Genomic DNA, 21,432 nt, shown 5'->3' on the forward strand with positions numbered 1-21,432 from the left:
CCAAGGTTTATAATGGAGGGAGCTACCTATTTATATCTGATCGCCCTCTTTCAATGAGACTTGCGATTGACATGATAGCAACAACTTATAGGGATGATAGAGATGGAACACCAACAAATTCAATTGCTATATAATTTAAGGTCGATTTTTTTCGATCATATGGAGCTGGAGAACGGGAACATTCAATATGATCAATTCGTCCGCACCATGCTTGCCGAGATTAAACGGTTTCTTGAAGTGAAAGAAGTAACATTGTTTAAGTGTGATGATTGGAAACAGCATTTATTTATAGAGGCTTCTACTGATTCGGACTTGATTGAGCCGGACTATGATTCTAAAACATTATACCTGAATCTTGAAAGGGCAGCCGGAAGAAATTATTACTATAACGATTATCCATTCCGGGAGTTTAAGAATTATCAGCTGATTTTGCCTCTGAAAGAGGAACAAAAGGTAACTGGACTTGTTGCTGTAAAGGAAAAGGTCCCGGGATCCCTTTCAAGCATCGGGGCAGAAACAGGAGAACTGCTGACAAAAGAATGCACCAAGCTTCTCGAAACTGCCTTAAATATCTACAAGGTTGTAATGGAAGAAAAAAGGCACAAACAATTATTTAAGGTTACAGAGAAATTTCACTCTTCCATGAGCATGGACGCTGTGCTGGGGGAAATCATTGACACCCTGCAGGAAGTCTACCCATCCTTCGTTTATTATTTGATGCTTTCGCATGACAATAACAATCATGAAAACCTACCCATAAAAGATTTGGAATACGACAGCGAAAATGTTGCGGCTATGCAGGCATATGTGACCGGTACAATCCAATTCGAAAATTCACTAACCGAGAAAAAATCAGTACTGTATGCCCCCCTTAGAGGAAAGCAGGGGATTTATGGCGTTTTGCAGGTCATTGCTCCCAATTCACTCGTTTTTCCCGAAAATGAAGTGGAGTTCATTACACTGTTGGCAAATACAGCAGGCAGCGCACTTGAAAATGCACAGCTGTATCAACAATCCAAAAGACTGATATCTGATTTACAGCTTATAAATGAAACATCACACCGCTTAAATTCAAACCTTCGTCTAAGCGAAACCATCACTTATATGAAGGAACAGATCATTAAGTCCTTCGATGCGCAGGAAACCGGCTTTATTTTTCTCCTGCCCAGTGGCGATGCAAAGCCCCTGACAGGAAGCTCTGCTTTTTTCCAAACAAAAGAATCAGAGCAATATATCCGCTACTCAAAGGAAAGAATGGATATCGATCAGGAATCCTTATTTATCGGAGATGTACACCTTCAAAGTGTTGATGTGAAGATGAGATACCGTTCATTAATGGCGGTCCCGATGCTGCAGAGCAACTCCCTGCGGGGCTTTGCTGTCGTGCTCCATAAAGAGCCTTACTATTTTTCCTTTGAAATGTTCAAACTGCTGCAATCCTTAATTCACCATTCAAGTCTCGCCCTGGCAAACTCCATGTTGCGAGAAGAGCTTGAAAAGTTGGTCATTACAGATCACCTGACAAGGCTATATTCACGCAACTATCTTGATGAGAAAATCTACCAGTCCATGGAGGAGGATGAAGAAGGAGCGTTTATCCTAATTGATATCGATGATTTCAAAAAAGTGAACGATACATACGGCCATCAGGTTGGGGACGAGATATTGATCCAGGTTGCGAAACTGATGCACGGCAATATTCGCGAAACGGATATTGGAGCGAGATGGGGCGGAGAGGAATTGGCCATCTACTTACCAAGAGTCCCACTTCAGGTGGGCGTGAACATAGCCCAGCGTCTGTTGGAGAAAGTCAGCGAGCTGTCAAAACCGAAAGTCACGATTTCCTGCGGGGTATCCTACTGGAAAAGGGATAGTATTGATAATGCTAAAGCCCTGTTCAAACGTGCTGATGAAGCATTGTACCTTGCAAAAAATAGCGGAAAGAATAAAGTACTTGTTCAAAATCGCTAGTGGAAGAAGCAAAGGTGAATAAAATGATTGCTGGTTTTACGGCATCCGTTTTTTTAACACCTTTGCTTGTATAAGGTTTGGCACTCTTTGCTTTGTTTTCACTAGCTTTCCATCGGTTCCAACCCTTCTTGTCTGTCCCTCTACCTGTTCCGCCTTTACCTTTAGCTTTACTCATAAAAAAATCACTCCATAATTATTATATGTTGAGTTACCTATCGTTGATTAGTTTTATCCATCTTACATGGTTATTAACCAAGTATGAAATATACAATATTATATTCAATAAGTACAAAATTAAAGATAAGTTTTATTTTACCTTTGTGAAAGGAATTTGCTATTCTTATCATTTCATGTTAACATAAAGAAGAATTATTTTTGTTCGGTGTAAAGGATTGTATAAGTTTTAACTTTTCGTCTTAATGATCACTTTGGGCAGGGATAGTAATACATTGTGTGTTTTCACACTAGGAGGCAACAAAAATGGAACAAGGTACAGTTAAATGGTTTAATGCAGATAAGGGTTTTGGATTTATCGAGCGTGAAGATGGAGACGACGTATTCGTACACTTCTCTGCTATCCAAAGTGAAGGCTTCAAATCATTAGACGAAGGTCAAAAAGTAACTTTTGATGTAGAACAAGGTCAACGTGGACCCCAAGCTACAAATGTTCAAAAAGCTTAATATTGACAACATATACAAACCAGACTTTTTAATTAGAGTCTGGTTTTTTATTTGTCTAAAACAATGGACCCCTACTCAGCTTTCAAGTAGGGGAAGTGGATACAGGTAAGTGAAGCAGTTTTAACTCCCGATTTCTGTGTGCGTTCACTTACGTCTCAGGCTTTCGCTCATGCACCCTAAAAAAACAAAAAATCAACTCATATCATTCCCGCCATTAACGGGTATATAGGCACCATTGATATAGTTGTTCCAGCCAGCTACCAAACTCAAAATGGCTCCGGCGATATCTTCTGGTGCTGCCAGGCGTTGCAGCGGTGTTAGGTTTTTAAGCATTTCATGAACCTCGGATGGTTGGTTTTTTGTTGCATCCGTTAAGACGAGGCCTGGAGAGATTACATTGGTTGCAATGTTTTTAGGACCTAATTCTTGTGCTAAATATTTTGCAAAGGTGGCAATTGCGGCCTTGGCGGTGCCATGGGCAATAAATCCTGGAGATGGTGTCCGTGATAATCCACTGGATATCAAGACAATTTTTCCTCCGCCTTGCTTCTCCATATGAGGAACCACTTCCTGGCATAAATAGAAGGCTGAACTCATTTCATTATTTAGCTTGGAAGAGAACTCGTCCCAACTCATTTCCATGAAGGGCTTGTGCGCAAAATTGATATTTGCGTTGTTTATGAGGATATCAACCTTGCCAAATTCGCTAACAGTCTGATCGACTAACTTTTTAACATCTTCGGTATTTCTGACGTCCGCCTGTACAATCTTCCCTTTTCGTCCGACTGATTCTACCTCAGCAAGCACGTTCAAAGCGTCTTTCTCAGAGCTGTGATAATTGATGACGACATCTGCTCCTGCTCTTGCTAACAAAATGGCTGTGGCGGCACCGATACCTCTGCTGCTGCCTGTTACAATTGCGACTTTATTGTGTAATGGTTCCATAGATAGGACCTCCATTTTCTCGATGTAATTTTTTAAAAACTCTTTTCGTTTTACAAATGCTTTGCAAGAACCTCTACAAATTTTTCAAGCATTCTTCGATCCGTTTCATCAAAGCGGTTTTTGTTCGGGCTGTCGATGTCTAACACACCAATTAAGTCGCTGTCTTTGATAATCGGGATAACGATTTCCGATTGTGAAGCGGCGTCGCAGGCAATATGTCCCGGAAATTGATGGACATCTTCCACGAGCAGGGTTCGCTTTTCAGCTGCGGATGTACCGCAAACGCCCCTTCCGAGCGGAATTCTTATACAGGCTGGCATTCCTTGAAATGGCCCAAGCACCAACCCGTTGCCTTCCACTAAATAAAAACCGACCCAGTTGACGTTTTCCAAAAATTGATTTAAAAGAGCAGCGGCATTACTTAAATTGGCAATCCTGTTCGTTTCGCCTTCAATCAACGCAGCCAGCTGTTTAAGAACAAGCCTGTACTTTTCCTCTTTGCTCCCTTTATATAATTCGACATTAAACATAGTCATTCACCTTGCTTTTTCATGAATTTACAGCTATCCCAATGATATTAGACAAGTATAAGGAACTTGTCGAGAAATAATAAGAGGATAATCAGGATAAAAAAAGAATAAAACAAAAAAGAGACTTGTCTCACCAAAAAGCGAGGGGATAGGTGTGAATCGTCAGACACAAACAAAACAATCGATTTTGGATGCAGCGCTTTATCTATTTCACTTGAAAGGTTTTCACGCCACTTCGATCAGGGATATTGCCGGCAAGGCCCAAGTGAACACGGCTAATATCGCCTATTATTTCAAAAATAAACAGGGATTGCTAGAATATTGTTTTATTTCTTACTTTGAAGAATATGTACGCGTGTTAGACAAAAACGCTGCAGACTTAGAGGAAAAGGGGGCAGCGGATTGTCTGTTGGACATGGTTTATGACATTCTTAGCTTTCAAAGAAAGAACTTCCTTGCGTCCAGTTTTATTTATGGTGAAGTCTTGCTGGATTCCAGTCTCAATCGAGAAATCTTCTCTACCTATTTAATGAAAGAGAAATATTTCTTTCAGCTTATCCTTGAATATGGGATTGAACAAAATGAGTTTGAGAATATTTCTGTACCCATGTATATTCTGCAGCTGAAAGGAATGCTTAACGCACCCATCGCTCATTCACAGTATGCAAGGGAAGTTCTTCATGTCTTTCCGCAGGAGACATACTACACCGAAAAATATGCCGAACAGGTAAGCCGTTTCCTCCAGGCGACCCTGTTTTGTCCATTCAATCACGAGAAAAAACAGGATAACCATCAGCTTTTATTATTGTAGACATTTTGCATAGGTGATGTTAATAAATGGGTGTGTCTTAGCGATTCATATCCCTGCCCCAAATCCTTTGCCTGATGGGCATCTGATCCATAAACGAGCGGGATGCCCAATTGAACAGCGTGGCGGATGAACCTCTCCGGGGGATATGGCTCGCCGCAAAGCGGTTTGGTAGCGCCTGCTCCATTATAATCGAGAGCGTAATTTTTACGATGGATATCATCAAGCAACACAATGACCCGTTCATCAAAGCTTATTGAAATTGGGAATTGCTTCTGGAACTTATGTACAAGGGTGATGTGGCCGATTCTGACAGGCTTATAATCGCCAAGGTCCGCATGTATTGATTTTTTAACGGTAGAATAGTAGCGCTCATGGACTGCTTCGACAGAACCAATCTGTCTTGAAATCTCGCCAAACATCTCCGCACTGAAATCCAGGCAGTGCCATTTATCTTTCTCTTTGATGAAATGAACAGAAAGGATGCTATCATCAAGGAGAGGGCCTGTTTCATCGAGGAATTTTTTTGTTTGCGCTTCAAACCCCTCAATAAAATCAACCTCAAGACCTATATTGATTTTTATTTGACTACGATAGGATGTCTTCAAGGAATGCAGCTGTTCTATGTATGCATGCAGCTGGTCGGAATCCATGCCGCTGTCTTTTTCGGGAGTAGGATCAAAAAACCCGTCAGGCAAAGGGGCATGCTCGGTAAATGATATTTCTTCGATTCCTAACTCTATTGCCTTCCCTATATATTCCTCAAATAAGTCCGGTGAACCGTGCGGACAGAATAGACTGTGAACATGGCCATCGTATTTCAACTTAAAAACCCCCTCTAATCCTAATTTCTACAAAAAAATTCATTTTTCTAGTTAAAAATGATTGCTAACATGGTATCATAAAAGCATTGAAATGGACATTTATCTAGTAAAATTCATTCGGGAGGAAAATGTAATCACTCCCGGCATAGTGCAAACTGAATTGAATGGACTTTTACAGACAGTTTATCCCTGGATTATCTGCCGGAACCAGATTAGAGCTGCCTGTGAGGCGTGAACATATTTTATATAGATTGGTGATTTTGTTTCGGCTTAGAGGGGGCATATGATGGAATACATACTTGGTATATTCGTAATTATTTTAGCTTTTATTATATGGGGCTACTTTTTCAAGAAAAAGCACTTTAAGGAAATTGACCGGCTTGAGGCATGGAAGATTGAAATCATGAACCGCCCTGTTTTAGAGGAGCTCTCCAAGGTAAAACAGCTTAATATGACGGGTGAAACAGAAGAAATGTTCGAGAAATGGCGCAATGAATGGGATGCGATCATTACCGTCCATATGCCCGATGTGGAGGAACTTTTATTCGATGCGGAAGAATATGTGGACAAATACCGTTTTGCTAAATCTAAAGAAGTACAGGATAAAATCATTTCGAAATTAAATGAGATTGAAGAGACGATTCAAAAGATCCTGTCGGAATTAAACGAGCTTGTCGGAAGCGAGGAAAAGAACAGGGTTGAAATTGAAGAATTGAAAGAGACGTACCGCTCTGCAAAAAAATCATTGCTCGCTCACCGCCATTCCTATGGAAAAGCGGCTGGAAGATTGGAAATGCTGCTGGACGAAATTCTTGAAATCCTTCAGCAATATGAGAATGCCACGGAAAATGGAAACTATTTGAACGCTCGGGAATTGGTGTTATCAATCAAAGCTATGTTAACCGGCATTGAAGCAAAAATGGAATGGATTCCAAAGCTTTTAGTGGAAAGCCAGTCATCACTGCCATCACAAATCGAGGAACTGAAGGAAGGGTACCAAGAAATGGTCAGCCAGGGCTATTCCCTGGACCATATCCAGTTTGAAAGGGAAACAGCAAGGATCGAAAGCGAATTAGGCTTATTCGCAGAGCATCTGGAAAAAGCGGAAATAGCGGAAGTCGAACTGGGGCTAAAGGAAATCGTCGAAAGTGTCAATGTTCTTTACGAACTGCTTGAAAAGGAAGTATATTCTAAGCAATATATCCAGAAGAATGATGAACTGCTAGCCGAAGATATTACAGGGCTTGAATATGAAAATGATAAACTCAAAGCCGAAACGGCAGTTGTACAGCATAGCTATCACTTAACAGAGAGCGAATTGGAGGCCCAGCGAAAGCTGGAAAAACAAATTTCCCAAATCTCCAAACGCTACAATCTCCTGCGCGGCAGGATGGAGGAAAACATCGATGCCCATTCTGCCCTTAGTGAAGAAATGCAGGGAATGGAAGTGCAGATTAAAGCCCTGAAAGATGAGCAAAAGCTTTTTTCTGGAAAACTCCAGGCTTTGCGCAAGGATGAAATGGAAGTGCGTGACACATTAAAGGATCTCAAAAAGAAAATGTCCGATACAAGCAGAATGATTGCAAAAAGTAATATACCGGGGGTGCCTGAGGAATACAGATCACATATCTTTGAAGCCAGGGAAAGCCTGGACGATGTTCAGAATAAATTGGAGGAAAAGCCTTTGGATATGGCGTCTGTCCAAATTTATCTGGAAAAGGCCGTTTCTACTGTGAATGGGCTTCGTGACCGCACAAGAGAACTGGTTGAGCAAATGTTTCTCGCCGAGAAACTTATCCAATTTGGAAACAGGTACCGCAGCCAATATCCTGTTGTGGCGGCCGGCCTGAAAGACGCAGAAGAAAAGTTCCGCAGCTATGAGTATGAGGGAGCGCTTGAAGCAGCAGCTTCGGTCATTGAGAAAGTAGACCCGGGAAGCTTGAAGAAACTGGAAGCGAATCTTGAAGAAGTTCTTTTATAGTCTAACAACGAGAGCTGGTAGATATGACCCGGCTCTTTTTGTTTGTTCTAGAAGAAGAGAAAGCATTGTACTGGGGTTATGTTGAATTTTTGAATGAGCCGAAGTATGTTATTATTAGAAGTTAACAAACCTGAGTGAAAACATGGAAGGTGAGACCATGATTTATTTTGACAACAGTGCCACAACAAAACCATATCCGGAGGTAATCGATTCCTTCATAACAGTCTCAACTGAATACTTTGGCAATCCTTCATCTATACACGGGATTGGCGCCAGGGCGGAAAATCTGCTTCTTCAGGCCCGGAAGCAAATCGCAGAGCTCTTGGAAGTAAAGAGTTCGGAGATTTATTTTACTTCCGGGGGGACAGAAGGCAATAATCTTGCCATTAAAGGAGCGGCGCACGCCAATTCGGGTAAAGGAAAGCATATTATTACAACAGCCATTGAGCATGCTTCCGTCATGGATGCATGCATGTATTTACAGGACACAGGCTATGAGATTACGTATCTTCCGGTAAACGAAACCGGGAAAATCAATTTGGACGATCTAAAGAAGGCCATCAGAAAAGATACGATTTTAGTTTCTGCAATGCATGTCAACAATGAAACAGGTGCTATCCAGCCGATTGAAAAAATGGGGGAAATACTTTCAGGCTTTCACAATATCCTCTTCCATGTTGACCATGTACAAGGGGTCGGCAAGGTTCCGCTCGATTTAAAGCGAACAGGTGTCGATCTATGTACGATTTCCGGACATAAGTTTCATGGCTTGAAAGGTACCGGGGCCATTTATATTCGGGAGGGAGTCAAAGTTTCTCCGTTGTTCTCTGGAGGGAGCCAGGAGTCAAAAATCAGGAGCGGGACCGAAAATGTTGCTGGAGCAGTCGCCCTCGCCAAAGCGCTTAGAATAGCCATGGAAAAACTACAAACAGATATTGATAAACTGAGAACAATCCGCGAAATAATATGGAATGGCCTTCAACATATCGAAGGGGTTGAAGTAAACAGCCCGAATGACGGCGCACCGCATATTGTTAATTTTTCCATACCTGGAGTGAAATCGGAAGTGTTCGTCCATTCGCTTGAGGAGGAGGACTTGTTTGTTTCAACGACTAGTGCTTGTTCCTCGAAAAAAAAGTCACCAAGCAAGACGGTCATGGCGATGTTCGCAGATCTTGTCCGGGCAGAGAGCGTCATACGAATCAGTTTGTCTTATCAAAATGAGCCTGAGGAAGCTGAAATGGCGATTGAATTAATAAGAGAGACCATAAATAAACTACAAAAAGTAATGAGGTAAGCTTGATGAAATTCGATCATATTATCATCCGTTATGGAGAAATTTCCACCAAAAAACGAAATCGCAAAGGCTTTGTTGATAAACTGAAGGCCAATATTAGATGGGTGCTGGAGGAATTCAGCAATGCAAAGCTGTCTGCGAACCGGGAAAGAATGTATATTTTATTATACGGGGAGGATCCTCAGGATATTATTGAACGGTTAAAAGGGGTTTTTGGGATCCAGTCACTTAGTCCCGCTTTAAAAGTCGGTAAAGACATCGAGGAAATAAAAAGTGCCGCCGTTTACTATTTTGAACAGCTGTCAGAGAAAGTTTCCACCTTTAAAATTACAACCAAAAGATCCGATAAAGATTTTCCTTACAATACGGATGAGTTGAACCATATCCTCGGCGGCCATCTATTGGAAAATACAGAGGGAATCACAGTTGATGTGAAAAAGCCCGATTTTAACCTTCGGGTCGAAGTCAGGAGGGAGGCTATATATTTAACTGGAGAAGTGATACCGGGTGCCGGTGGATTGCCGCTTGGTTCGAGCGGTAAAGCGATGCTGATGCTATCCGGTGGTATCGACAGCCCGGTGGCTGGGTTCCTCTCGATGAAGCGCGGCCTTGAAATAGAATGCATTCATTTTTACAGCCCTCCATTCACAAGCGAACGTTCCAGACAAAAGACAGTCGATCTTGCCGAAAAGCTTGCTGAAGTGAGTGGAAGCATGAAACTTCATATTGTTCCATTTACCGAGATACAGCTGCTGATCCAAAAGCAAATCCCTGAAAATTACACAATGACCTCCACGCGCAGGTTAATGCTCAGGATTGCAGATAAAATCAGGGAAAGGCAGGAAGCGATGGCGATCATTACAGGCGAAAGCCTTGGCCAGGTTGCAAGCCAGACATTAAGCAGCATGTATGCAATTAATGAAGTGACTAATACGCCCATTTTGCGCCCATTAATCACAATCGATAAAACAGATATCATCGGGATGGCCAGGGACCTCAATACGCTTGAAATCTCTAATCGACCTTATGAAGACTGTTGTACTGTGTTCACCCCTGCGAGCCCGAAAACAAAACCCCGCCGTGAAAAGGTTGCCTTTTACGAAAGTTTTGTCGATTTTGATGCCCTGATTGATGAGGCAGTCCAGAAAACGGAAATCTTGACAGTTAGCGGAGTGAAGGGCCGGAAAAGTGATCTTGAAGAATTGGAGAATCTATTCTAAAAATATACCGCGTCATTTTTTAAATCTGCTTAACATTACCAATGTTTATATATGAATACGGCCATGTGTTTTTACACATTCTATAATCACAAAGGAGGTGAAAAACACATGCCGAACAACAATCAATTAGTAGTCCCAGGTGTACAACAAGCTCTTGACCAAATGAAATACGAAATCGCTACTGAATTCGGAGTTCAACTTGGTGCTGAAACAACTTCTCGCGCTAACGGTTCTGTTGGAGGAGAAATCACAAAACGTTTAGTCCAAATGGCTGAACAACAACTAGGCGGATCTCAAAGATAATAAAATATACTATGGCTGCAGGAAGCGGGTTTATCCCGCTTCTTTTATTTTTTTTGGCAAGTCTTGCCCTTTTATTTATATTTGTAATACGGTTGGCGACTGTGTAAATAATTTTAAATGTTATCATTTTTTTGTATAATTAATTTATCGACACGCGAGGGGGAAATGAAATGAAGCGCGAAGATTTACTGGCTCCAGATAAATACAACTTAGTAAGTGAAATGGAAAGGTTTACAAAGGATTCGACCCAGCTTGCCCTGAAATGGGAGGATGAAGCCGGGGATAAAAAAGAAATTACATATTCAGAGTTAATCAAAAACGCTAATAAAATTGGAAACTCTTTTCGTAAAGCCGGCCTGCAAAAAGGGGACACAGTATTAGTGATCATACCCCGATTGATTGAAGCATACCAGGTATATATTTCGGCCTTGAAAGTGGGGATGGTAGTAATTCCTAGCTCCGAAATGCTGCGTTCAAAGGACATTCAGTACCGGATCACACATGGAGAGGTAAAAGGCATTATCTGCTACCACCTATACACAGACCAATTTACGGATGTGAAAGAGGCAGAGGGTTTGATAAAATTTTCGGTCGGAAAGCAAGTGGAAGGCTGGCTGACTCTTGAGGATGAAATGAAACAAGCATCGGATGAACTTGCGATTGCTGATACGAAAAGCAACGATATGGCTTTCCTGTCTTATACGTCGGGAACGACCGGAAATCCCAAGGGAGTCGTCCATACCCACGGATGGGCTTTCGCTCACTTGAAAACGGCTGCATCGTATTGGCTTGGCATCAATGAAGGGGATGTCGTCTGGGCAACTGCCGGTCCGGGGTGGCAAAAGTGGATTTGGAGCCCGTTTTTATCCGTGTTGGGTTCGGGAGCGACCGGATTGGTTTACAAAGGCAAGTTTGAACCGAAGAAATATCTGGAACTTCTCGCAAGCTATAATGTAAATGTCTTGTGCTGTACACCGACTGAATACCGATTAATGGCAAAGGTGGATAACTTAGCTGAATACAGTCTTCCGCATCTCCATAGCGCGGTGTCAGCAGGTGAGCCTTTAAACAGGGAAGTGATTGATACCTTCAGGAAATACTTTGATATCGAAGTCCGCGATGGATATGGCCAGACAGAAAATACGCTGCTGGTGGGTGTTGTGAAGGGTATGGAAATCAAACCAGGTTCCATGGGCATGCCGACACCAGGCAACCGTGTCGAAATCGTCAATGATGAGGGGAAAATATGTAAAACAGGCGAAGTGGGTGATATCGCGGTCCACATTGATACACCTGCCCTTTTTACACATTATTATAAAGACCCCGAGCGGACCGCCATGCAGTTTAGAGGCGACTATTATATAACCGGGGACAAAGCGAAAAAGGATGAAGATGGCTACTTCTGGTTTGAAGGGCGCAGTGATGACATTATTATCAGTTCGGGCTATACGATCGGTCCCTTTGAGGTTGAGGATGCGCTCGTAAAGCATCTTTTCGTTAAGGAATGTGCGGTTGTGGCAAGTCCTGATGAAGAACGCGGGCATATCGTCAAAGCATTTATTGTCTTGCAGGAGAGCGTTGATCCTGCAGATCCTTCCCTGGTCAAAGAACTGCAGGACCATGTAAAGGAATTGACTGCCGCGTATAAGTATCCCAGAAAGATTGAATTTTTAGAGGAACTGCCTAAAACAACTTCGGGTAAGATCCGCAGAGTTGATTTGCGCAATCAGGAAGAACAAATAGTCAAACAAAATGAAATGAAGTAGGCCGATTTTATATATTGGTTGATTCATTTGTATTGAGATGTGAAAAAGGAGTGCAATGAAAGTGGGAACCATTTGGCATAATGGGCTTATCTATACTTTGGAACAAGAAAACGAGACGGTCCAGGCTGTACTGACAGAAAAAGGGAAAATTATCGATGCTGGTTCACCTGAATATTTGAGGAACGTTCATCAAGCGAGGATAACCAGAGAGATAGATCTAAAGGGTACTACAATGATTCCCGGACTGGTTGACAGCCATATGCATCTGGTGGGGCACGGGGAACGCATAATGAGGCTGGATATTTCCCAGATGAAAAGCCGGGAAGAGGTCCTGGAGGCAGTAGCTCAAAAGTGTGAAGCAACACCAAAAGGAGAATGGATTGTTGCGGAAGGATGGAATGAGAATGAATGGACCAATCCGGAGTTGATTTTGCGGGATGAGCTGGATGGCATTTCAACAGAACATCCACTTATCTTAAAAAGGATCTGCCGCCATGCAATGGTTGTGAATACACGAGCTTTATTGGAATCTGAAATCTCCACTGATATTAAAGAGCCGTCGGGCGGAGTGATTGGCCGCTATAAGAATGGAAAACTGAATGGGTTGTTCAAGGAAAATCCGGCTATGGAATTCATCACATCAAAGCTCCCAGGGATCACACAGGCTTATGTCGAAGCTGCTCTCCGTACCGCCATCAAAGATTGCTACCGTCTTGGACTTACAGGCGGCCATACAGAAGATTTGAATTATTATAATGGTTTTCAGTCTACATATGATGCTTTCGTATCCGTAATTGAGAGGGAGGGACTGACTTTTCGGGCCAATTTACTGGTTCATCATGAAGTGATGGATGATATGCGAAAAGGGGGCTATAAATATGGCGCCGGAACAGCATTCGCCGTGTTTGACGGGATGAAGGTTTTCGCAGATGGGTCCCTGGGAGGAAATACGGCACTGTTAAGCAAGCCATATGCAGACAATCCGGGAACCCAAGGCGTCGCCACTTTTACCCAGGAAGAGCTATATGCTCTAGTGAAAAAAGCCAGGAGTCATGAGATGCCGGTTGCCGTCCACGCCATTGGCGACCTCGCTTTCGAATATGTTCTGAATGCGATCGAGAAACTCCCTCCCCGAAAAGGACTGAGAGACCGGTTAATTCATGCCCAGATTATGAGGAAAGATCTGTTGGACCGGGCAAGGCTCTTGCCTGTCATTTTCGATATTCAGCCAGGATTTGTCCCATCAGATTTTCCATGGGTAGAAGAGAAGGTAGGGAAAACGTATATGGAATTTTCCTATGCCTGGAGAACGTATCTGGAAATGGGCATCCCCTGTGCCGGCGGATCTGATGCCCCGATTGAGCTTGCGAATCCGTTACTGGGCATCCATGCTGCCGTTACAAGGATGAAACCCAGTGACCCAGAAAGAACCATATATGGGGAAGAACAGCGTTTATCGATGTACGAGGCCGTTTCTCTCTATACAAAGGGAAGTGCATTTGCCATTGGCTGTGAAAATAGAAGAGGGCAGATTAGAAAAGGCTTTGATGCCGATTTTACGATCCTCGAAACAGATATTTTTTCAAAAAGTACAGATGCCCTGTTGGATAATAAGGCAGTGATGACGGTTATTAATGATCAAGTTGTCTTTCAAGGGGAAGAAACTTCAATCTTAATAAAAAAACTATAGAAATAAAGGAGGGGACTCAGGGGATGAAACCTACAAATGAAAAAGAAGGGGTTTTTCCCCCTCTTACAAAAATGTCCTTCTGACCTTTTCCCAGAATGAGTTATCTCTTAATTTTACTGTTTTTATTTCTTTTCCGCTTAAGCATACTTCTATTTTGTGGAAGTCCTGTCACTCATCGCTTCATTATCGAGCCCGATGATCGGGTGGTTGTTCCCGTCTTGGCCAAGAAGGATCGTGAGCGTGCGGTCTGTCCCAAGGATAAATGATGAGCCAAGCGTACGATATGTATTATTGTTCAGCGAAGCCAGCTCGCTCACTTGAAAGCAAGGAAGGGTCGGGTCAACAATTGATCCATTGACAGATTTATTATAGGCAGTGTTGCCGGTCGGTGTCGCCACAATGATTCCGTCGCCCCGGAAGGTTTCAAAATGAAGGTCGTCAATGAAAAGGTCCAAAACCAAAGTCTTAATGACGGATGATCGCAGGCTCAATTCATTCAATGCATAAAAAGGCGGCTGTTCGTCCAGTTTAATTTCAATGGTCGGATATCTGCGTACCTCAATTTGTTCCATTGTCATTGAATCAATCATCTTGCTCGTATCATCCAAGTGGAAATCACAATACATATTCAAATTTCCAGTTGTCGATATTCCTGCATATAAACAATCTTCCCTATAGCCGGTTTTCCTGACAGCTTGCAGGAACGTGCCATCTCCGCCAACGCTGACAATAATATTAGCTTCTTTGAAATCCTTCACGATATTATATGAATAACGTTGGGCCAAATGCGATAAATGCTGGACTTTTTCTGTGAGCCCGGCTGACTTTTTATAAAAGAAATAAATATTTCTACGGTTTGTCATTCTGATTCCTCTTCCCTTTATCTGTATTTTCTTTCCTAAAAAGAAAATAGTTTGTTACAATATAGAAATGTGTAATTAGTTTATCATTACCCGAAACATTTTTGAAATGTAAACGTACATATTACAGACACACATACCTTGAGGGGGAACGGGAATGAATGGGAAACGCTGGGCTGCGCTTGGAATTGCAGCTGCACTATTTTTTGTATCAGTCGGTACCAGTATTGCCACATCGCTTTTCTTTGCCGACACGGAAGACATTTTTAATGAAATGTTTGCAACGGACCAGGCATTTGTCGAAGAAGTAATCGACGGTGACGATGAATTTAATAGGATTGCCGTATTTGAAGTGGACGGAGTAATTCAGGATACCGGAGAGGCCAATCCATTAACGAGTGCAGGAGGCTACAATCATCGGGCCTTCATGGATAAGCTCCAAATGGCGAAGGAAGATCGTGATATCAAGGGAATCGTCCTCCGTATTAACTCCCCAGGCGGCGGAGTTGTCGAAAGCGCGGAAATTTACGATAAAATCAAGGAAATCCAAAAAGATACGAAAAAACCGGTATATGTCTCGATGGGCTCGACGGCAGCCTCAGGCGGATATTATATTTCAGCACCCGCCGACAAGATTTATGCCAGCCCGGAAACGATGACAGGCTCCCTCGGCGTTATCATGCAAGGCTATAACTATGAAGAGCTTGCCAAGAAATACGGCGTCGAGTTTGTCACGATTAAAAGCGGCCCATACAAGGATATCATGAGCCCTAATCGTGATATGACAAAGGAAGAACGTAAGATCCTTCAAACGATGATCAACAATTCCTATGATCAATTTGTTAAAATCATTGCCGATGGACGTGGCATGCCGGAATCTGAAGTCAGAAAGCTTGCTGACGGCAGAATCTATGATGGACGCCAGGCTAAGGAAGTACACTTAATTGATGAATTTGGCCATTTAGAAGATGTTACTGACGCCATGAAAAAGAAAATAAACAGCCCGGACGCCCAGATTGTCAGATATACAGATGATGCTGGCCTAGGATCCCTGTTCAGCATGGGTGCCCAAAAGGTCATGGGCAAAGATCTTGAAACGGCGAGTTTAGTTAAATTGCTTTCCCAGCCAAATTCTCCTCGCCCAATGTATTTGTATGCTGAGTAGGGGGATGGGCAAATGACCGAGAGAAACGAATACGCACAGGATGAATTACTAGAATCAAGCGACACGGCAAAGAAAAACAGTACTGTCCGTTATCATGCAGAAGAAAATAAACTGCCTGCCATTGATGATACTGGTGAAAATGTGGCGCCTTCGATAAAGGGAAAAGAACAAGTATTGCCATACGCTGGTTTTTGGATGCGCTTTTGGGCTTATCTAACAGATATAATCATTGTTGGCAGCATTAATCGGATTATTGTCAAACCGATTTTTAAGGCTTTGGATCTTTCATCCGATCCTGGCTGGTTCTCGCCTGAAGCGATTTGCACCTCCATCATTTTTTATCTGTATTTTATCTTGATGACGAAATTTTTAAAGAAAACACTTGGGAAGATGATCTTTGGTTTGAAGGTCGTCAGCTTAAAAGAAGAAAGGCTCACATGGGGAACGATCGTTTTCAGGGAGTTTATCGGCAGATTCATTTCAAAGACTACAATCGTCGGCTACATCATTGTTGGATTATTACCAAAGAAACAGGGCCTGCATGACATTTTTGCAGATACGACCGTGATATTGGATAAAAGATAAAACACAACCTGCCAGTATTTTCACCTGGCAGGTTTATTTTTTTTCCAGAAGCCGATAATGGCAGGTTGAAAGGGTGTGGAGCCAATGAAGTGGTTGTTGGTAATACCGGTCTTGCTTCTGGCACTAATTCTTCTGCTTTTTTTTACAAAAGTGAAAATAAAAATCCACTATCATCATCAACAGGATGGTGACGATTTCTATATTAAATTTCGCGCATGGTTAGGGATATTGCGCTATACAATAGCTGTCCCAATCAGTAAGCTCGACGATGATTCCCAGACAAACGTTGTCCAAACTGAAATGGGCACGGATGAAGGGGGAAAAAACGAAACCACCGGTGATGTTTCCTGGGGGGATATCCTAACCAGCTTTGAGGACCTGAACATGCTTATTGAGCATATTGCCGGCTTCCATCGAATTTCCAGGGATTTTTTACACAAAGTAAAAGTAAAAAATTTTCGGTGGCATAGCCTTGCAGGAACAGGCGATGCCGTTTATACAGGAATGCTGACCGGGGGCTGCCTGGGAATAAAAGGTTCGATCATCGGGTTGTTAAGCACATATTTGCGTTTCAAAAAGCCTCCTTCCTATTCCGTGACTCCAGACTTTGGGCGGGCTGTTTTTTATACGTCACTTACTTGTATATTCCAGGTCCGAATCGGAGAAGCTATATGGGCACGAATAAAACTACTTCGTTATTGGAATGGCGAAAAAATAAAATATAACACAGGATTATATAACGATTCGGACAACCAATCCATTTAGACTGGAGGAATTGCAGATGTCAGATCATCCCATTCAAGGCTTAATGTCTGCAGCGATGGAAAATCTTAAAGAAATGGTAGATGTAAATACAATCATCGGGGATCCCGTTGAAACCCCTGATGGAAGTGTGATATTAACGGTTTCCAAAGTAGGCTTTGGTTTCGTAGCTGGCGGGAGCGAATTTACACTTAACGGCAATCAACCGGGTCAACAGTCCAAGCAGCCTTTTGGCGGAGGAAGCGGGGGAGGCGTATCGATTACCCCGATCGCTTTCTTGATCGTAGGTTCACAGGGAGTTAAAATGCTCCACCTCGACCAGGGCACCCACTTGCTTGAGAAAGTCCTTGATACAGCTCCTTCCCTTGTCGATAAAATTCAAGGCATGCTTTCAAAAAAAGGCAATCCAAAACAATCTCCTAATCAATCAAAGAATCGCCAAAATTCGGAACGGGGAAACTTTAATCAGAATTCAGAAAGAAATAACAATACCCAGGATTTTGATTTTTAATTGGATGTAAGGTAATTATTGGGAAATGCGGAGAGGGGGGAAATATCTTTCTCCTCTTTTTTGTTTTGTGGGTAAAATAATTGCAAAAACCTTGCTGAGGCCATATGATTAACGCTGTACATATTTAATTATAAAGGAGGATTTTTTATGGCATCCGTAACATTTATTAATAACCCGGTCACTTTGATTGGAAATGAAGTAAAAGCTGGCGATCAGGCACCTGATTTCACGGTTCTCGCTAATGATCTTTCTGAGGTGAAATTAAGCGACAGCAAAGGAACTGTACGAATTATCAGCGTCGTACCATCGATTGATACTGGTGTATGTGATGCGCAAACAAGGCGTTTCAATGAAGACGTTTCAAACCTTGGAAATGTACAAGTGTTAACGATCAGCGTTGATCTTCCGTTCGCACAAAAACGCTGGTGTGCCGCTAGCGGCCTTGACAACGTCCAGGTTCTATCCGATCACCGTGACTTGTCTTTCGGCGAAGCATATGGAGTAGTCATGCAAGAACTTCGTTTATTGGCCCGTTCTGTGTTTGTTGTTGATAGCAGCGATAAAGTGGTATATGCCGAATATGTTAGCGAAGGCACAACACATCCTAATTATGAAGCAGCAATCGAAGCAGCAAAATCCGCAAAATAAGCGCCAGCTTCTTATGGTCCTGCTGCCCTGACACAAAGCTGCCTTTACCGGTAGCCTGTCAGGAGCTGCCGGACCATTTCATTTGCCCTTCTTCTCCACGTCCCCGAAGAAGCTTCGTACTTGTCTCTTGGTCGTCAGACCTTTAAAATGGTTTAAAGAAACAAACAGGAGGAATTTTGAGTGAATTTTACCCCAATTGAAGAATTATTTCATAAATTTGACGAAACAGCACTTATCCTTCAGGAAGAGTTGGCTTGTACTTACCTTGACGCACTAGGCGAAACGGGCGAGAACTTCTTTCATGGAAATGTGGTTCAGGAGGAAGTAAGTGAGCTTTCAAGAAAAAGATTATCCAGACAATATCATGAGTTTTCGCTTGAGAAATACTCTAAAGAAGATATCCGCAAGGCATTCCAGCTTGCCATATTAAAAGGAATGAAAGAAAATATTCAGCCGAATCATCAAATGACGCCAGATGCAGTGGGAATGTTTGTAAGTTATTTAATCGGGAAATTCACAAATAATAATTACGAATTGTCGATGATCGATCCAGCCGCAGGAACAGGGAATTTGCTATTTACCATCCTCAATCATTTATCGGACAAACGGATTTCTGCTTATGGTGTGGATATAGATGAGACGCTGATAAGACTTTCATACTCAGGTGCTAACCTGCAGGAACATTCGGTACAGTTCTTTAACCAGGACAGCCTTGAGCCATTGTTCATCGACCCGGCGGATATAGCTGTAAGTGACTTGCCTGTCGGATATTATCCAAACGATGTAAGGGCTGCAGATTATGAATTGGCAGCGGACGAAGGCCATTCTTTTTCACACCATTTATTCATCGAGCAAAGCATTACGCATGTGAAACCCGGAGGATACTTATTCTTTATTATCCCGAACGGGTTATTTTTATCAGAAGAAGCCTCAAAGCTCAATGATTATTTGAAAAAAACGACCCATATTCAGGGGATGGTGCAGCTTCCATTATCGATGTTTAAGAGTGAAGCGGCCGCAAAAAGTATTTTAATACTTCAAAAGACTAAAGAAGGTGTAACTCCACCGAAAAATGCATTGTTGGTCGATCTTCCTAAACTTTCTGATCGAAGGGCGACCGAATCGGTGATGAACAAGATTGATGCTTGGTTTAAAGAGGAAAAGTGATTGATCGTATTAGCATAAAGAATAGGAGCGGGAATATGTCAAAAGTTATTGCCATCAATGCAGGCAGTTCCTCTTTAAAGTTTCAATTATTTGAAATGCCGGCTGAGGAAGTGATTACAAAAGGTCTTGTTGAAAGAATCGGGTTGAAAGACGCCATTTTCATGATAACGGTTGACGGTGAAAAAATCACAGAGACGACTGATATACTGAATCATGGAGTGGCGGTTAAGCTATTATTGGAAAAGCTATTAAAACACCAAATCATTACATCCTATAATGAAATTGATGGAATCGGCCACCGTGTCGTCCATGGCGGTGAAGTATTCAATGATTCCACAGTAATTACGGATGAAATAATCTCCCAGATCGAAGAATTGTCTGAGCTGGCTCCGTTGCACAATCCAGCCAATTTAACCGGAATTAAAGCTTTCAAACAAATCCTTCCGAGTATTCCGGCAGTGGCTGTTTTTGATACGGCATTCCACCAGACGATGCCTGGTTCTTCTTACCTTTACAGCTTGCCCTACGAATATTACGAAAAATACGGAATTAGAAAATATGGCTTCCACGGAACCTCTCATAAGTACGTATCACAAAGAGCTGCGGAAATGCTTAACCGGCCGCTTGAGCAGCTTCGCCTGCTTTCCTGCCATATAGGAAATGGTGTGAGCATCGCGGCAATTGAAGGCGGAAGATCCATTGATACATCCATGGGGTTCACTCCGCTTGCGGGTGTAACGATGGGGACACGCTCGGGTAATATTGATCCTGCTTTAATCCCGTATATTATGGAGAAGACAGGGAAAACGGCTGATGAGGTTCTTGACGTACTTAACAAGAAAAGTGGAATGCTCGCCATTTCGGGCTTCTCAAGCGATCTCAGGGATATTGAAATCGAGGCCAACCAGGGAAATGAGCGTGCCGAATTGGCATTGGAAGTATTCGCAAATAGAATCCATAAATACATTGGCTCATATGCTGCGCGGATGAGTGGTGTAGATGCAATTATTTTTACAGCTGGCATTGGCGAAAACAGTGAAACGATTCGCTCAAGAGTATTGCGCGGTCTCGAATTCATGGGAGTCTACTGGGATCCTGCTCTTAATAAGAGCAGAGGAGAAGAAACCTTTATCAGTTATCCGCATTCACCGGTTAAAGTTATGATCATTCCGACAAATGAAGAGGTTATGATTGCACGTGATGTGGGCCGTTTAACCAATATATAATTATGTGAGTGCCTTTTAACCTTAAAAAAGGGTATTATTCTAGTTTAGTAACTGCAGGAGCGTGTTTAAAATCAATTTAAAGTTGATTTCAAAAAAACTATTGACTTCTTTTTAAAAAAGGAGTAAGCTAAGTTAGTCGCTGAAATGCAGTGACTTAACACAACTTATAAACTTCGCAGAAGTTGACAACTAATCGAAGATATGATAAGATTAAAAAGTTGCTTCCAAAAGAAGCTGTAAGAAATTGCTCTTTGAAAACTGAACAAAACAAAGCGCCAACGTTAATTTTAAAAGTGAGCAAACACTTCAAAAAAGCAAGAGTTAAGGATCATCGGCTAAGTTCGTCACGTCCTGTGACAACGCCGATGTTAGCACATCCATGTGCGTCAAAACATTTCTTCGGAGAGTTTGATCCTGGCTCAGGACGAACGCTGGCGGCGTGCCTAATACATGCAAGTCGAGCGGATTTTCGGGAGCTTGCTCCTGAAAATC

General features: G+C 42.4%; 19 protein-coding genes, 1 rRNA gene and 2 pseudogenes. 17 read left to right on the forward strand and 5 right to left on the reverse strand.

From position 1 onward, the window contains the following. Positions 1-102: 102 nt before the first annotated feature. Complete coding sequence (locus ELQ35_RS15265) at positions 103-1,971, forward strand: sensor domain-containing diguanylate cyclase (protein WP_126865726.1); 1,869 nt, start codon at positions 103-105, stop codon at positions 1,969-1,971. A gap of 43 nt (positions 1,972-2,014) precedes the next feature. Here the strand turns inward: ELQ35_RS15265 and ELQ35_RS15270 are convergent. Continuing rightward, positions 2,015-2,146 (reverse strand): annotated as a pseudogene (locus ELQ35_RS15270) (DUF3934 domain-containing protein); the annotation flags it as partial. Positions 2,147-2,451: 305 nt separating this feature from the next. Between ELQ35_RS15270 and ELQ35_RS15275 the strand changes: the two are divergent. Beyond that, a complete protein-coding gene (locus ELQ35_RS15275) occupies positions 2,452-2,652 on the forward strand; it encodes a cold-shock protein (RefSeq protein ID WP_090991097.1) in 201 nt (66 codons plus the stop codon). A 192-nt stretch (positions 2,653-2,844) separates the two neighbouring features. Here ELQ35_RS15275 and ELQ35_RS15280 read toward each other — a convergent pair whose 3' ends face one another. After that, positions 2,845-3,597, reverse strand: coding sequence for an SDR family NAD(P)-dependent oxidoreductase (locus ELQ35_RS15280; RefSeq protein WP_126865728.1), 753 nt, complete (start codon positions 3,595-3,597; stop codon positions 2,845-2,847). Between the two features lie 50 nt (positions 3,598-3,647). Then, entirely contained in the window at positions 3,648-4,127 is a 480-nt protein-coding gene (locus tag ELQ35_RS15285; RefSeq protein WP_126865730.1) for a GAF domain-containing protein, read from the reverse strand. A 154-nt stretch (positions 4,128-4,281) separates the two neighbouring features. On the opposite strand from ELQ35_RS15285, the gene refZ reads away from it, so the two are divergent. Further along, on the forward strand, positions 4,282-4,938 hold the full coding sequence (gene refZ / locus ELQ35_RS15290; protein ID WP_185861790.1) for a forespore capture DNA-binding protein RefZ: 657 nt from the start codon (positions 4,282-4,284) through the stop codon (positions 4,936-4,938). On the opposite strand, the gene hisJ is transcribed toward refZ, so the two are convergent. Beyond that, positions 4,920-5,759, reverse strand: a complete 840-nt coding sequence (gene hisJ, locus ELQ35_RS15295; RefSeq protein WP_126865734.1) for a histidinol-phosphatase HisJ — start codon at positions 5,757-5,759, stop codon at positions 4,920-4,922. The two genes, refZ and hisJ, sit on opposite strands and share 19 nt — an antisense overlap. A 286-nt stretch (positions 5,760-6,045) precedes the next feature. On the opposite strand from hisJ, the gene ezrA reads away from it, so the two are divergent. From ezrA to ELQ35_RS15325, 6 genes are all read left to right on the forward strand, one after another. Beyond that, positions 6,046-7,740 carry a septation ring formation regulator EzrA gene (ezrA, locus tag ELQ35_RS15300; RefSeq protein ID WP_126865736.1) on the forward strand — a complete coding sequence of 565 codons (1,695 nt, stop codon included), beginning with the start codon at positions 6,046-6,048 and terminating at the stop codon, positions 7,738-7,740. 157 nt (positions 7,741-7,897) lie between these two features. After that, complete coding sequence (locus ELQ35_RS15305) at positions 7,898-9,037, forward strand: cysteine desulfurase family protein (protein WP_126865738.1); 1,140 nt, start codon at positions 7,898-7,900, stop codon at positions 9,035-9,037. 5 nt (positions 9,038-9,042) lie between these two features. Beyond that, on the forward strand, positions 9,043-10,257 hold the full coding sequence (gene thiI / locus ELQ35_RS15310) for a tRNA uracil 4-sulfurtransferase ThiI (protein ID WP_185861791.1): 1,215 nt from the start codon (positions 9,043-9,045) through the stop codon (positions 10,255-10,257). A 108-nt stretch (positions 10,258-10,365) separates the two neighbouring features. Then, positions 10,366-10,560 (forward strand): alpha/beta-type small acid-soluble spore protein, encoded by a 195-nt coding sequence (locus tag ELQ35_RS15315; protein WP_126865741.1) that lies wholly within the window; start codon positions 10,366-10,368, stop codon positions 10,558-10,560. A gap of 170 nt (positions 10,561-10,730) precedes the next feature. Then, positions 10,731-12,326 (forward strand): acyl-CoA synthetase MbcS, encoded by a 1,596-nt coding sequence (gene mbcS / locus ELQ35_RS15320; RefSeq protein ID WP_126865743.1) that lies wholly within the window; start codon positions 10,731-10,733, stop codon positions 12,324-12,326. 55 nt (positions 12,327-12,381) lie between these two features. Beyond that, complete coding sequence (locus tag ELQ35_RS15325; RefSeq protein WP_246026090.1) at positions 12,382-14,016, forward strand: amidohydrolase; 1,635 nt, start codon at positions 12,382-12,384, stop codon at positions 14,014-14,016. Between the two features lie 63 nt (positions 14,017-14,079). Here the strand turns inward: ELQ35_RS15325 and ELQ35_RS15330 are convergent. Continuing rightward, a pseudogene (locus ELQ35_RS15330) lies at positions 14,080-14,879 on the reverse strand (NAD kinase). A gap of 154 nt (positions 14,880-15,033) precedes the next feature. On the opposite strand from ELQ35_RS15330, the gene sppA reads away from it, so the two are divergent. From sppA to ELQ35_RS15370, 8 genes are all read left to right on the forward strand, one after another. Beyond that, complete coding sequence (sppA, locus tag ELQ35_RS15335; RefSeq protein WP_126865747.1) at positions 15,034-16,041, forward strand: signal peptide peptidase SppA; 1,008 nt, start codon at positions 15,034-15,036, stop codon at positions 16,039-16,041. A 12-nt stretch (positions 16,042-16,053) separates the two neighbouring features. Further along, the gene (locus ELQ35_RS15340; protein ID WP_126865749.1) at positions 16,054-16,626 is read left to right on the forward strand and encodes an RDD family protein; all 573 of its coding nucleotides are present in this window, start codon (positions 16,054-16,056) and stop codon (positions 16,624-16,626) included. Positions 16,627-16,710: 84 nt separating this feature from the next. Continuing rightward, on the forward strand, positions 16,711-17,391 hold the full coding sequence (locus ELQ35_RS15345) for a DUF2953 domain-containing protein (protein ID WP_126865751.1): 681 nt from the start codon (positions 16,711-16,713) through the stop codon (positions 17,389-17,391). A gap of 16 nt (positions 17,392-17,407) precedes the next feature. Then, the gene (gene ytfJ, locus ELQ35_RS15350) at positions 17,408-17,899 is read left to right on the forward strand and encodes a GerW family sporulation protein (RefSeq protein WP_126865752.1); all 492 of its coding nucleotides are present in this window, start codon (positions 17,408-17,410) and stop codon (positions 17,897-17,899) included. A 147-nt stretch (positions 17,900-18,046) separates the two neighbouring features. Continuing rightward, positions 18,047-18,547, forward strand: a complete 501-nt coding sequence (gene tpx / locus ELQ35_RS15355) for a thiol peroxidase (RefSeq protein WP_126865753.1) — start codon at positions 18,047-18,049, stop codon at positions 18,545-18,547. Positions 18,548-18,727: 180 nt separating this feature from the next. Next, positions 18,728-19,714: a class I SAM-dependent methyltransferase gene (locus tag ELQ35_RS15360; RefSeq protein WP_126865754.1), complete on the forward strand. Its 987-nt coding sequence runs from the start codon at positions 18,728-18,730 to the stop codon at positions 19,712-19,714. Between the two features lie 35 nt (positions 19,715-19,749). After that, entirely contained in the window at positions 19,750-20,940 is a 1,191-nt protein-coding gene (locus ELQ35_RS15365; RefSeq protein WP_126865756.1) for an acetate kinase, read from the forward strand. Positions 20,941-21,336: 396 nt separating this feature from the next. Beyond that, positions 21,337-21,432, forward strand: a 16S ribosomal RNA gene (locus ELQ35_RS15370); the annotation flags it as partial.

The organism is Peribacillus cavernae (assembly GCF_003989135.1).
GTDB classification, from domain to species: domain Bacteria; phylum Bacillota; class Bacilli; order Bacillales; family DSM-1321; genus Peribacillus; species Peribacillus cavernae.